At 57.8% G+C, this 13,767-nt stretch carries 12 protein-coding genes; 3 read left to right on the top strand and 9 right to left on the bottom strand.

Features of this window, described 5'->3' with window-relative positions:
* Window positions 1-4: 4 nt before the first annotated feature.
* Window positions 5-1,252: a polysaccharide deacetylase family protein gene (locus AC3WS9_RS17925; protein WP_285145980.1), complete on the top strand. Its 1,248-nt coding sequence runs from the start codon at window positions 5-7 to the stop codon at window positions 1,250-1,252.
* A gap of 1 nt (window position 1,253) precedes the next feature.
* Here the strand turns inward: AC3WS9_RS17925 and panD are convergent, their stop codons facing one another.
* From panD to thpR, 9 genes are all read right to left on the bottom strand, one after another.
* Window positions 1,254-1,634, bottom strand: coding sequence for an aspartate 1-decarboxylase (panD, locus tag AC3WS9_RS17920; RefSeq protein WP_095284178.1), 381 nt, complete (start codon window positions 1,632-1,634; stop codon window positions 1,254-1,256).
* 111 nt (window positions 1,635-1,745) lie between these two features.
* Entirely contained in the window at window positions 1,746-2,600 is an 855-nt protein-coding gene (gene panC / locus AC3WS9_RS17915) for a pantoate--beta-alanine ligase (RefSeq protein ID WP_282491685.1), read from the bottom strand.
* Between the two features lie 11 nt (window positions 2,601-2,611).
* A complete protein-coding gene (panB, locus tag AC3WS9_RS17910) occupies window positions 2,612-3,403 on the bottom strand; it encodes a 3-methyl-2-oxobutanoate hydroxymethyltransferase (protein ID WP_285145979.1) in 792 nt (263 codons plus the stop codon).
* A 122-nt stretch (window positions 3,404-3,525) separates the two neighbouring features.
* Window positions 3,526-4,005 carry a 2-amino-4-hydroxy-6-hydroxymethyldihydropteridine diphosphokinase gene (gene folK / locus AC3WS9_RS17905; RefSeq protein WP_492489657.1) on the bottom strand — a complete coding sequence of 160 codons (480 nt, stop codon included), beginning with the start codon at window positions 4,003-4,005 and terminating at the stop codon, window positions 3,526-3,528.
* Window positions 4,002-5,402, bottom strand: a complete 1,401-nt coding sequence (pcnB, locus tag AC3WS9_RS17900) for a polynucleotide adenylyltransferase PcnB (protein ID WP_282491734.1) — start codon at window positions 5,400-5,402, stop codon at window positions 4,002-4,004. Before pcnB ends, folK begins: the two co-directional genes overlap by 4 nt.
* Before the next feature lie 176 nt (window positions 5,403-5,578).
* Window positions 5,579-6,469: a tRNA glutamyl-Q(34) synthetase GluQRS gene (gene gluQRS / locus AC3WS9_RS17895; RefSeq protein ID WP_492489655.1), complete on the bottom strand. Its 891-nt coding sequence runs from the start codon at window positions 6,467-6,469 to the stop codon at window positions 5,579-5,581.
* Between the two features lie 71 nt (window positions 6,470-6,540).
* The gene (dksA, locus tag AC3WS9_RS17890) at window positions 6,541-6,996 is read right to left on the bottom strand and encodes an RNA polymerase-binding protein DksA (RefSeq protein ID WP_001155232.1); all 456 of its coding nucleotides are present in this window, start codon (window positions 6,994-6,996) and stop codon (window positions 6,541-6,543) included.
* 174 nt (window positions 6,997-7,170) lie between these two features.
* Window positions 7,171-7,875, bottom strand: coding sequence for a DNA/RNA nuclease SfsA (gene sfsA, locus AC3WS9_RS17885; RefSeq protein WP_282491689.1), 705 nt, complete (start codon window positions 7,873-7,875; stop codon window positions 7,171-7,173).
* A gap of 13 nt (window positions 7,876-7,888) precedes the next feature.
* The gene (thpR, locus tag AC3WS9_RS17880) at window positions 7,889-8,419 is read right to left on the bottom strand and encodes an RNA 2',3'-cyclic phosphodiesterase (RefSeq protein ID WP_282491690.1); all 531 of its coding nucleotides are present in this window, start codon (window positions 8,417-8,419) and stop codon (window positions 7,889-7,891) included.
* A gap of 73 nt (window positions 8,420-8,492) precedes the next feature.
* Here thpR and hrpB point away from each other — a divergent pair, with 73 nt between their 5' ends.
* Together hrpB and mrcB are read left to right on the top strand one after the other, a co-directional pair.
* Window positions 8,493-10,922, top strand: coding sequence for an ATP-dependent helicase HrpB (gene hrpB / locus AC3WS9_RS17875; protein WP_492489645.1), 2,430 nt, complete (start codon window positions 8,493-8,495; stop codon window positions 10,920-10,922).
* Between the two features lie 170 nt (window positions 10,923-11,092).
* Window positions 11,093-13,615, top strand: a complete 2,523-nt coding sequence (gene mrcB / locus AC3WS9_RS17870) for a bifunctional glycosyl transferase/transpeptidase (protein ID WP_285153788.1) — start codon at window positions 11,093-11,095, stop codon at window positions 13,613-13,615.
* Window positions 13,616-13,767 lie beyond the last annotated feature (152 nt).

Genomic DNA, 13,767 nt, shown 5'->3' with positions numbered 1-13,767 from the left:
TCCCATGTTTATGCGCGTTTTTTTCCTGCTGTTGCTGCTGGTCTCCGGCGGCGCATCTGCCAGTTTATTAAGCCAGCAAGGCTTGCCCGCTCAATACATGCAAACCACTGAAGATGCGGCGATCTGGGCGCAGGTGGGCAACGAGGTCGTGAACGTCGGCAACGTCCGCGCGGGGCAAATTCTTGCGGTGGTTCCTACCGCAGCCGATTACTACGAATTTCGCTTCGGCTTTGGCACCGGTTTTATCGACAAAGGCCACCTGGAAAAGGTGCAGGGCAAGCAGCGCGTTCAGGACAGCCTGGGCGATCTCAACAAGCCGCTCAGCAATCAGAATCTCATTACCTGGAAAGACACCCCGGTTTATAACGCCCCTAACAGCGGAAGCGCGCCCTTTGGTACGCTCAGTTCCAACCTGCGCTATCCGATCCTCAGCAAGCTGAAAGACAGGCTCAACCAGACCTGGTTTCAAATCCGCATGGGGAACCGCCTGGCGTGGATCAGCAGCCTTGATGCTCAGGAAGATAACGGTATTCCGGTGATCACTTATCACCATATCCTGCGTGACGAAGAGAACACCCGTTTCCGCCATACCTCCACGACCACCAGCGTGCGTGCGTTCAACAACCAGATGACCTGGCTGCGCGATCAGGGCTACACCACGCTGACCATGTATCAGCTGGAAGGGTACGTGCGCAATAAAATGAACCTGCCCGCGCGGGCGGTGGTGATCACCTTTGACGATGGTCTGAAGTCGGTGAACCGCTACGCCTGGCCGATTCTGAAGCAGTACGGATTTAAAGCGACGGCGTTTATTATCTCGTCGCGCATCAAAGGTCACCCGCAGAAGTGGGACCCGAAATCACTGCAGTTTATGAGCGTGTCGGAGCTGAAAGAGATTCAGGATGTGTTTGATATCCAGTCGCATACCCACTTCCTGCACCGCGTCGATGCCAACAAACATCCGATTTTGTTGAGCCGCAGCGCGCATGTGATCCTGTTTGATTTTGAACGCTCGCGCCGCGCGCTGGCGCAGTTCAACCCGCGCGTGCTCTATCTCTCGTATCCGTTCGGCGGGTACGATGACAAAGCGGTGAAAGCGGCGAACGATGCCGGTTTTCATCTGGCGGTGACGACGGTGAAAGGGAAGGTAAAGCCGGGGGATAATCCGTTCTTACTGAAACGCCTGTATATCTTAAGAACGGATTCGCTGGAGACCATGTCGCGGCTGATCAGCAATCAGCCGCAGGGATAAATCAGGCAACCTGAACCGGTACGGCTTTCGCGGTACGTTTCATCTCGTTGTCGCCGTCAAAATAGGCCACTTTCGGCTGCCAGCTGCGCGCCTGTTCGTCCGGCATGGTGACGTAGGTGGCGATAATCAGGATATCCCCCACGTCCGCACAGTGTGCCGCCGCGCCGTTCACGGAGATGATTTTCGAGCCGCGCTCACCGGCAATCGCATAGGTCGAGAAGCGCTTGCCGTTGGTGACGTTGTAAATATCAATGGCTTCGTATTCGAGAATACCCGCCGCCTCAAGGAAATCCTGGTCAATTGCGCAGGAACCTTCGTAATGCAGGTCTGCCTGCGTCACTTTGACGCGGTGAAGCTTACCTTGCAGCATTGTGCGAATCATAACGTTACCTTTACTCTTCATGCAGTCCCTCTCCGGCTGGAGAGGGCAGGGTGGGGGGAAACATTCCCCAGGCAAATATCAGCGCAGTATTGCCCGATTTTTAGTCGCTGTCTACTGCGTCAGCTCAACCACTTTATTGTCGATCAGACGGGCCTGACCAAGCCACGCGGCAACCAGAATCACGGCGCGTTTGCTGGTGTCAGAAAGCTCAAGCAGCGTGTCCGCATCGCGGATTTGCACGTCGTCGGCACGCAGCCCTTTTTCGTTCAGCTCCTGTTCGCCGATGGCGATAATCTCTTCCGCCGTCAGCTCGTTAGCTTTGAGCTTTTCCGCCATCGCGTTCATCACTTTGCTGAGTCCAGGTGCGATTTTGCGCTGGTCAGCGGTCAGATACCCGTTGCGGGAGCTGAGCGCCAGGCCGTCTTTGGCGCGCACAATCGGCACGCCGACGATGTCGATGTCATACCCCATGTCGGCGACCATTTTGCGGATTAGCGCCAACTGCTGGAAATCTTTCTCGCCGAAGCAGGCGACGTCCGGCTGCACCAGGTTGAAGAGCTTGCTGACAATGGTCGAAACGCCGCGGAAATGGCCCGGACGGCTGGCCCCTTCGAGCATCGTTGAAATGCCCGGCACGTCGACAAAGGTCGCGCCTTCGGTGCCCTGCGGATAGATATCGGCAGGCGCAGGCGAGAAGACGAAATCCACGTGGTGTTTTTTGAGCTTCTCGCAATCTTCCTGCAGCGTGCGCGGATAGCGCGCCAGATCGTCTGCGCGGTCGAACTGCATCGGATTCACGAAGATAGAGACCACCACCACATCGGCGCGGGCTTTGGCTTCCTCGACCAGTTTCATGTGGCCGTCATGCAGATTTCCCATGGTTGGAACCAGGGCGATACGTTTACCTTCCTGACGCAGGCGGCGAATGTGCTGACGCAGCAGCGGCAGGGTTTCAATGATTAGCACAACGAGACTCCTTAATGGAAACTGTGTTCTTCACCCGGGTAAACACCGGATTCGACGTCGGCAATATACTGCCTGACCGCAGCGCGCATGTCGCCCGCGGTGCTCAGGAAATTCTTCGCAAATTTAGGAATATGGCCGCCGGTAATGCCGAAGGCGTCGTGCATCACCAGGATCTGCCCGTCGGTGACGTTGCCTGCGCCAATACCGATCACCGGAATGGAGAGCGCTTCGGTGACGCGTTTAGCGAGTTCTACAGGCACGCACTCCAGCACCAGCAGCTGCGCACCGGCGGCTTCCAGGGCCAGGGCATCGTCCAGAAGCGTTTGTCCTGCTTCACCGCGACCCTGAACTTTATACCCGCCGAAGATGTTCACCGACTGCGGGGTTAACCCAAGGTGGCCGCACACCGGTACGGCGCGCTCGGTCAGCTTTTTCACCGTCTCGATAAGCCATGCCCCGCCTTCGATTTTCACCATATTAGCGCCCGCGCGCATCACCGCAGCGGCGTTTTCAAAGGCTTGTTCTGGCGTGGCATAGGCCATGAAAGGCAGATCGGAAAGCAGCAGGCAGTTTGGCGCGCCGCGACGTACGGCGCGGGTGTGATAAGCAATCTCTTCTACCGTCACTGGCAGGGTGGAATCATGTCCTTGTACCGTCATCCCTAACGAGTCGCCGACCAGCATGACGTTAATGCCTTCATCGGCAAACAGCTTCGCAAAGCTGTAGTCATAGGCGGTGATCGTGGCGAAGCGTCTCTTTTCCTGTTTGCATTTCTGCAATAAGGCGATGGTGGTTGGTTTCATAATGTTTCCTGATGGCCCAAAACGAATCTTTGCGCATTCTAACAGTAACATTCAGTGGAACAATGATTTTAGGCAACCGATTAACAGCAAATATTTTGGGGTTAATCAGCAAAAAAGCGGGTTTACCAGAGGGCGGGTTTTTCGGCGTTAAGCTTCTGCAAAATAGTCTGCAGCGATTCGCCGGTCGGGAAGGTTAATTCAGGGGCGACTTCAAATAGCGGCCAGAGCATAAAACCGCGATTTTTCATGTCGTAATGCGGCACTGTCAGGCGTTCCGTATGAATCACTTCATCGCCAAACAGCATGATATCCAGATCCAGCGTGCGCGGTCCCCAGCGTTCTGCTTTGCGCTGGCGGCCCTGCTGGAGCTCAATGCGCTGGGTGTTATCCAGCAAGGTTTCGGCATCGAGAGCCGTTTCCAGCACCACGGCGGCGTTCAGGTAATCAGGTTGATCCTGTGGCCCGAGCGGCGGCGTGCGGTAAAACGCAGAAACCGCCACCAGGCGGCTCTGTGGGATCTCGCTTAACGCCTGAACGGCAGCGTTGACCTGCTCCAGCGGAGAGGCCAGATTGCTGCCGATGGCGATATACGCGAGGGTCATGCGCTGCCTTCGCGGCGCGGTGCGCGCTTGCGTGGGCGACGATGACGGCGACGCGGTTCTGGCTCTTCGTCCAGGTTGGTGAGCATCCCTTTCTGTTCCGGCGGCGCGGACACCTGGAATTCACCCCACCACTGGGCCAGACTTTGCAGCTCTTTGCTGTTTTCGATCTCAGCGCGCAGCGCCAGCAGATCGTAAGCCGCACGGAATTTTGGATGTTCCATCAGCTTCCACGCGCGCTTGCCCTGACGGCGAGACATACGCAGCTGCAGCTGCCAGATATCGCGAACCAGGGTGGTAATGCGCTTAGGAATTGCCAGCGTACGGCAGGCTTCATCCAGCACGTCGTTCGCGGCCAGCGCGAAGGCGTCGTAATAGGCCAGACCGCTTTCCTGGGCAATCTTCTGCGCGGTTTCGAGCAGCGGATACCAGAACATTGCCGCGAACAGGAACGCCGGGTTCACGCGCATATCGTTATGAATGCGGGTGTCGGTGTTTTTCAGCACCTGGGCGATGATGCGCTCCATTGGGCTGTCACCGCTTTCAGTGAAGTAGCGCACGATGGTTGGGAACAGCGGCTGGAAGAGGCTGTTTTCGCGCAGCAGTTTATAGGTTTCATACCCATAACCCGCCTGCAGCATTTTCAGCGCTTCTTCGAACAGGCGCGCCGGTGGCACGTCGTTGATGAGCGTTGCCAGACGCGGGATCGGCTCGGCCGTTTCCGGGCTGATCTGCATATTCAGCTTGGCGGCAAAGCGCACGGCACGCAGCATGCGCACCGGATCTTCGCGGTAGCGCGTCTCAGGATTACCAATCAGGCGAATCACGCCCTCTTTCAGATCCTGCACGCCGCCGACGAAATCACGCACCGTGAAATCGGCCACGCTGTAGTAAAGGCTGTTGATGGTGAAATCGCGACGCTGGGCATCTTCTTCGATGGAACCAAAGATGTTGTCACGCAGCAGCATGCCGTTCTGGCCGCGCTGAGAAGTGGTGCGATCGGTCGGAGCGCCCGCTTCGTGGTGACCGCGGAAGGTGGCCACTTCGATAATTTCCGGCCCAAACATCACGTGAGCTAGACGGAAACGACGGCCGACCAGACGACAGTTGCGGAATAATTTACGCACCTGTTCCGGCGTGGCGCTGGTCGTCACGTCAAAATCTTTTGGTTTTTTGCCAAGCAGTAAATCGCGAACCCCGCCGCCCACGAGATAGGCCTCGTAGCCTGCTTTATTCAGACGATAGAGCACCTTGAGGGCATTTTCACTGATATCTTTGCGGGAAATAGTGTGCTGCTCACGCGGAATAACCGACATATGGGATTGAGCAATAGCGTCATTCGCTACGCTCTCATCGCGGCTTAGCACCTTACGGCAAAAATTAGCGACTCGAGTAAAAATAGTACACCTCGGTAGTGTGTTTCATTTATAGGACAAAAAAATTACACGTCATCCTCCATGCTGCCTCTGCGTTGGCTGCCTTCGCTCACACTGGTCGTTTACACGTGTAAACTCCCAGCGATTCACTCAGTTGCCGCCTTGATGCAGCATGGATGCTTCGTGTAAAAAGCGGCTAATCATAGCTCAGCGAGACGCATTTGAGAATGCTGGATTTTTGGCACTGCGGAGAGCGACCAGCCCTCGACAGCTTTTTTCAGCAATTCCTCAACGGATAAATCCTGCCATTCATTGTTTACATTTTGGTTTAGAAATCGTAATGCGTCGATCAAAACAGGGCGCGGATCGCCGTCAGGCAGCGCCGGCGCGTGATTCTGCTTTGAAAGTTTATTCCCGTGTTCATTCATCGCCAGCGGCAGATGAATATAATCCGGTACCGGCCAGCCAAAGTGCTGATACAGGGAAATTTGTCGCACCGTCGGTTCAATCAAATCCGCGCCGCGCACAATTTCCGTCACGCCCTGGAAATGATCGTCCACCACCACGGCAAGATTATAGGCAAATAAGCCGTCGCGACGATGAATAATGAAATCTTCCCGCGCCAGACGTTCATCGGCGTTAATTTCGCCGAGCAGTAAATCCTCAAAGCGGGTCACCGGATGATGTTGAAGCAGACGCACCGCCGCATTGTCTGGCCCATTATTCAGGGTCCGGCAATGACCGTCATACACGCCGCCTGCGCTCTGAATACGCGCACGGGTGCAGGTGCAATAATACGAGAGCCCTTGCTCATACAGCCACGCCAGGCGCTCGCGATAAGCCTCATGACGTTGCGATTGCCAAAAAACTTCACCGTCCCAGTTCAGGCCGTAATGTTCCAGCTGACGCAGGATAGTTTCTGCCGCACCGGGAACTTCACGAGGGGGGTCAATATCTTCGATACGCACGCGCCAGATGCCGTGCTGAGAGCGCGCTTGCAGATAACTGCCGAGAGCGGCGATGAGCGAGCCAAAGTGCAGCTCACCAGAGGGAGATGGCGCAAAGCGCCCGATATAGTCGGATTGAGGCATATTCACAGCAGACAAAAAGTCACAAGGCGGGAGTGACTCCCGCCTTTATGATCGTTACGACAGGGCAGGGATTAACCGGCCATCTGTTTTTCGCGGATTTCAGCCAGCGTTTTGCAGTCGATGCACAGATCGGCAGTCGGACGCGCTTCCAGGCGACGAATGCCAATTTCCACACCGCAGGACTCGCAGTAACCGAAATCTTCGTCCTCGACCTTCTTCAGCGTTTTCTCAATCTTTTTGATGAGTTTACGTTCGCGGTCACGGTTACGCAGTTCGAGGCTGAACTCTTCTTCCTGAGCGGCACGGTCTACCGGATCCGGGAAGTTTGCTGCTTCGTCTTGCATATGTGTAACAGTGCGATCGACTTCATCCCTAAGTTGATTACGCCATGCTTCAAGAATACGCTTGAAGTGAGACAGCTGGGCTTCGTTCATATACTCTTCGCCCGGTTTCTCTTGGTACGGCTCCACCCCAGCGATGGCGAGAATACTCAGGGACGATGTTTTACGGTTTTGCCCTTCTTGCATGTTGCTTCTCCTTAACACGCACTATCGATCCCCGTGTGGGGGAAAAATCAGGTCGCTATAAATAGCAGATGCTTTTCCGTAAGGCAATTATCTAAACGTAACACTTGACAAGCCTGTGAGGAAAAGCGTATTTGCGCACGCGGCCAGAACACCAAATCGTCATCTTCTAACCCCTTATAACACAACGGGGAGCGTCGACTTCAGAGTCATATTATCGGCAGAAAGTTCCGCTTTATAAGCGAAAACTTCTACCCCCTGCTTTTGTGCCTCATTCAACAATTGTGCGTACTTCGGGTCAATGTGGCGGGCGGGTGAGAATCGTTCAATGGCTGAATGCAACACGGCAAACAGCAATACGGCGCGCTTGCCCGCCGCCGCAACACTCATTAGCTCTCGCAGATGCTTTTGGCCGCGTAGCGTCACCGCATCCGGAAAGTAGCCATTATCCTTGTCTGCTAACGTCACTGATTTGACTTCAATATAGCACTCAGGGCGGTCATCCGCCTGTAGCATAAAGTCAATTCTGCTGCCTTCCTCGCCATATTTCACTTCGCCTTTTATGACGCTGTATCCGGTGAGCTCCGGAATCAGCCCGGCGTCGATGGCCTCTTTCACCAGCGGGTTGGCGCGCTGGGTATTAACGCAGATAAACGCCCCTTGCTGAGTTTCTGTGATTTCCCAGGTGTGGGCATATTTGCGTTTAGGATTCAACGACGTGGAGTACCAAACCCTGTCGCCCGGCGTGGCGCAGCCGGTCATCGCGCCGGTGTTTGGGCAGTGCAGCGTCAGATGCTCGCCTTCGGGCGTCACGACGTCGGCGAGAAAACGCTTATAGCGTTGAATCAGAGTGGCGTGCTGTAGGGCAGGGGTAAACTTCATCGTGGATCCTTGATTAGTCGCTCAACGTCCAGCGTGAGAGCGGCGTGTAGCGAGTGCGTCCCTGGTGGAATACCGATTCGTAAAGCACAAACTCCGTCACCGGAAAGCTCCAGCTAAAACCGGGTGCGGGAATGGCAACGGCGTGACTGGTGTTGCGCAGCAGGGTGAGATGCGGGTGAAACGGCTGCGGGCTTTGATAGCAACCGCTGCGCGCGGCCTGAGCGCGCAGTAAATTCGCCAGCTGCAACAAACCGCGCGGCGGCTGACGCGTGCCCAGCCATACTACGCGCGAGCGCAGCCATTGACCGGCATCGTCCAGATTGAGAGTAAAGCCCGGCTGGCGGATGCGCCCGGCCATCGCCGACAGCGCCTGCTGCTTCTCCGCGCTCACCTCACCGAGAAACGCCAGCGTCAGATGTAAATTAGCGGCCGCCACCGGGCGGCCCGCTTCTGCCGGGAAATTCGCGGCGCGCCAGCGGACGATCTGTCGCTGAATTTTTGCAGGTGGCTCAATGGCGAAAAACAGGCGTTTCGGCTCAGACATAAGGGGGGCTCGGTAATGATATGCGCCGATGCTACAATGTCCGCCGTCTAATGTTAACCCTCTGGAGCTGTTCGTGTCCTCATTGCCGGTCGCCGCCGTCCTTCCTGAGCTTCTTGCTGCCCTACGACATGCCCCGCAGATCCTGCTCAATTCCCCCACGGGCGCGGGTAAATCGACGTGGCTGCCGCTGCAGATCCTCAAAGAGGGCAACATTCCCGGAAAAATTATTCTGCTCGAGCCGCGCAGGCTGGCGGCGCGCAACGTGGCGCAACGACTCGCCGAACTGCTGGGCGAAAAGCCGGGCGAGACGGTCGGGTATCGCATGCGCGCCGAAACCTGCGTCGGCCCCGCGACGCGCCTCGAAGTGGTGACGGAGGGCATTCTCACCCGGATGATGCAAAACGATCCTGAACTGAGCGGCGTGGGGCTGGTGATCCTCGATGAATTTCACGAGCGCAGCCTGCAGGCCGATCTGGCGCTGGCGTTGTTGCTCGATGTGCAGCAAGGGCTGCGCGACGATCTCAAACTGTTAATCATGTCCGCAACGCTGGATAACGCACGTTTGCAGCAGAGGCTGCCGGATGCCCCGACGATCGCCTCCGAAGGGCGGGCGTTCCCGGTCGAGCGTCGCTACCAGTCTCTGTCGGCGAATCAGCGCTTTGATGAGGCGGTGGCTATCGCTACAGCAGAACTGCTGCGTCAGGAGCCCGGCTCGCTGCTGCTGTTTTTACCCGGCGTCGGCGAAATTCAGCGCGTGCAGGAGAAGCTCGCGGCACGCGTCGGGAGCGATGTGCTGCTCTGCCCGTTGTACGGCGCGCTGTCCCTCAATGAACAGCGCAAAGCCATTCTTCCGCCACCCGCCGGGCAGCGCAAAGTGGTGCTGGCGACCAATATCGCCGAAACCAGTTTAACCATCGAAGGCATCCGTCTGGTGGTCGATACGGCCCAGGAGCGGGTGGCGAGTTTCGATCCGCGCACCGGCCTGACGCGCCTGCTGACCCAGCGCATCAGCCAGGCGTCAATGACCCAGCGCGCGGGCCGCGCCGGGCGTCTGGAGCCGGGTATCTGTCTGCATCTCACCAGCGCGGAGCAGGCGGAACGGGCGGCGGCCCAAAGTACGCCGGAAATCCTGCAAAGCGATCTCTCCGGGCTGCTGCTGGAGCTGCTGCAGTGGGGCTGTCCGGACCCGAGCCAACTGATCTGGCTGGATCAGCCGCCTGCGGTGAATCTGGCGGCGGCGCGTCGGCTGCTCACTCAGCTCGGCGCGCTGGAGAACGATCGCCTGTCGTCACGCGGTCAAAAGATGGCGACGCTCGGCAACGAACCGCGTCTGGCGGCGATGCTGGTGTCGGCCAAAAACGATGACGAAATCGCGACTGCCGCAAAGCTCGCGGCGATCCTCGAAGAGCCTCCGCGCGGTGGGAGCTGCGATCTGGCGTCGGCATTTTCGCGCAATCAGCCCAACTGGCAGCAGCGCGCCCAGCGGCTTTGTCAGCGCCTGAACAGTCGCGGCGGGGCGCTGGACAGCGATCTGATCGCCCGTCTGCTGGCGCAGGCTTTCCCGGATCGCATCGCACGCCGTCGCGGGCTGGACGGCCGCTATCAGCTGGCGAACGGCATGGGGGCGATGCTCGACAGCGACGATGCACTCACCCGCCACGAATGGCTGATCGCCCCGCTGCTGTTGCAGGGGAGTTCGTCCCCGGATGCGCGGATATTGCAGGCGATTGCCGTGGATATCGACGCACTCACGCGCGTCTGCCCGCAGCTGTTGCAGCAGTCGGACACCATCGAGTGGGACGATGCGCATGGGACGCTGAAAGCCTTTCGTCGCAGCCAGATCGGCAAGCTTACCGTGAGCGTTAAACCGCTGGCGAAACCCTCGGAAGAGGAGCTGCATCAGGCGATGCTCAACGGCATTCGCGATAAAGGGCTAAGCGTACTGAACTGGACGCCGGAGGCGGAACAGTATCGTCTGCGGTTGCACTGCGCCGCGCGCTGGCTGCCGGAAATCGGCTGGCCTGCGGTGGACGACGAGTCGCTTTTGGCCTCGCTGGAAACCTGGCTGTTGCCCGAAATGAGCGGTGTCCACTCCCTGAAGGCCCTGAAATCGCTGGATGTGAAGGCCGCGCTTGAGAATTTACTCGACTGGTCATTACGTCAACGGCTGGTGAGTTCGCTCCCCTCGCATTACACTGTGCCCACCGGAAGTCGGATTGCCATTCGATATCATGAAGATAATCCACCGGCGCTGGCGGTACGGATGCAGGAGATGTTTGGCGAGGCCACCACGCCGTCGATTGCCGACGGGCGCGTGCCGCTGGTGCTGGAGCTGCTGTCGCCGGCCCATCGTCCGCTGCAAATCACCCGCGATCTGGGCGCGTTCTGGGCCGGAAGCTATCGTGAAGTGCAGAAAGAGATGAAAGGGCGCTACCCGAAACACGTCTGGCCGGACGATCCGGCGAATACCGCGCCAACGCGGCGGACGAAGAAGTATTCGTGATCCCCTCTCCCTTGAGGGTTAGGGTGAGGGAAAGGTGCGCGCTGATGCCCTCACCCCAGCCCTCTCCCACAGGGAGAGGGAGTTAATGTTTTTGAGAGATTTCTTCTTTCACCGTTGGGTGGAAGAAAAGAGAATCGGGCCATTGCGCCTGAATGTTGCGGAGAAAAAGCATGGCGGGGAATGACCGCGAGCCAATAGGACGTAAAGGGAAACCTGCGCGTCCGGCGAAGGAAAAAATCAGCCGTCGTCGCCTCAGAGATGAGGATTATGACGATGACTATGAAGACGATGATGAGGATGAACCGATGCCACGTAAAGGGAAGGGCAAAGGGGGTAAACCTCGCGGCAGACGCGGCTGGTTCTGGCTGCTGCTGAAGCTGTTTATTGTATTTGTCGCGCTGATGGCGATCTACGGCGTCTATCTGGATCAGAAGATCCGCAGCCGTATCGACGGGAAAGTCTGGCAGTTACCTGCGGCGGTCTATGGCCGCATGGTGAACCTTGAGCCGGACATGTCCATCAGCAAGAACGAAATGGTCAAACTGCTGGAAGCCACGCAGTACCGTCAGGTGTCGAAAATGACCCGTCCTGGCGAGTTCACCGTGCAGGCGAGCAGCATCGAGATGATTCGCCGTCCGTTTGATTTCCCGGACAGCAAAGAGGGCCAGGTGCGCGCGCGTCTGACCTTTGACGGCGATCATCTGGAAACCATCGAGAACCTGGACAGCAACCGTCAGTTCGGTTTCTTCCGTCTCGATCCGCGCCTGATCACCATGCTCTCCTCGCCAAACGGCGAGCAGCGCCTGTTTGTGGCGCGTAATGGCTTCCCGGATCTGCTGGTGGATACCCTGCTGGCGACCGAAGACCGTCACTTCTACGAGCACGACGGCGTGAGCCTGTACTCCATCGGGCGTGCGGTGCTGGCGAACCTGACCGCCGGTCGTACGGTGCAGGGGGCGAGTACCCTGACCCAGCAGCTGGTGAAAAACCTGTTCCTCTCCAGCGAACGCTCCTACTGGCGTAAGGCCAACGAAGCGTACATGGCCGTGCTGATGGACGCCCGCTACAGCAAAGATCGCATTCTTGAGCTGTACATGAACGAGGTGTATCTCGGTCAGAGCGGCGATAACGAGATCCGCGGCTTCCCGCTGGCGAGCCTGTACTACTTTGGTCGTCCGGTGGAAGAGCTGAGCCTCGACCAACAGGCACTGCTGGTCGGCATGGTAAAAGGGGCGTCAATCTACAACCCGTGGCGTAACCCGAAACTGGCGCTGGAGCGTCGTAACCTGGTTCTGCGCTTGCTGCAACAGCAGCAGGTGATCGATCAGGAGCTGTACGACATGCTGAGCGCCCGTCCTCTGGGCGTGCAGCCGCGCGGTGGTGTGATTTCGCCACAGCCTGCGTTTATGCAGATGGTGCGTCAGGAGCTGCAGACTAAGCTCGGCGACAAAGTGAAAGATCTCTCCGGCGTGAAGATCTTTACCACCTTTGACTCCGTTGCCCAGGACGCCGCCGAGAAAGCCGCCGTTGACGGCATTCCGGCGCTGAAAAAGCAGCGTAAGCTGAGCGATCTGGAAACCGCGATGGTGGTGGTCGATCGCTACAGCGGCGAAGTGCGCGCGATGGTCGGCGGGGCAGAGCCGCAGTTTGCGGGCTACAACCGTGCGATGCAGGCGCGTCGTTCGATTGGTTCTCTGGCTAAACCGGCGACCTATCTCACCGCGCTGAGCCAGCCGAATCAGTATCGACTGAATACCTGGATTGCCGATGCGCCGATTGCACTGCGTCAGCCGAACGGTCAGGTGTGGTCTCCGCAGAACGACGATAAACAGTTCAGCGGCCAGGTGATGCTGGTGGATGCGTTAACGCGTTCCATGAACGTTCCGACGGTGAACCTCGGTATGGCGCTGGGACTACCAGCGATTACCGACACCTGGGAAAAACTGGGCGTGCCGAAAGATCAGCTCCATCCGGTTCCGGCCATGATTCTGGGGGCACTGAACCTGACGCCAATCGAAGTGGCGCAGGCGTTCCAGACCATCGCCAGCGGCGGTAACCGCGCGCAGCTCTCTGCGGTGCGTTCGGTCATTGCCGAAGACGGCACGGTGCTGTATCAGAGCTTCCCGCAGGCGGAACGCGTGGTTCCGGCGCAGGCGGCCTACATGACCCTGTGGACCATGCAGCAGGTCGTGCAGCGCGGTACCGGTCGCCAGCTGGGCGCGAAATATCCGGGCCTGCATCTGGCGGGTAAAACCGGGACCACCAACAACAACGTCGATACCTGGTTCGCCGGTATTGACGGGCGTGAAGTGGTGATCACCTGGGTAGGACGCGACAACAACCAGCCGACCAAGCTGTACGGTGCGAGCGGTGCGATGTCAATCTACCAGCGCTACCTGACCAACCAGTCGCCGGTGCCGCTGAACCTGACGCCGCCGGAAGATATCGTCGATATGGGCGTGGATGAGTCCGGTAACTTTGTCTGCGGCGGCGGAATGCGAACGCTTCCGGTGTGGACCGACAAGCCGGAATCCCTGTGCCAGCAAAGCCAGCCTGAACAGCCAACGGGCAACCCGTTTGAGCAGTCTCAGCCTCAACAGCAGCCGCAGCAGCAACAGCAGCAGCCGCAGAATGAGAAGAAAGACAGCGACGGCGTGGCGGGCTGGATTAAGGATATGTTCGGCAGTAACTAAGCCAGTGAATCCCCTCTCCTGCGGGAGAGGGAATTTATTCACGCATACAGAACATATTCCTAACCCTTATTTAATCCTGTTTTAACTCCTCATTTTCCCTCTGGTTATTTCTTAAACCCTCAATTCTTGTAGGGCCGCATATCGCTTGCTAT

Source organism: Lelliottia sp. EB106-05-01-XG201 (assembly GCF_058791735.1).
Note: the sequence above shows the minus strand (reverse complement) of the source record. Positions and strands in the feature narration are given on the sequence as shown.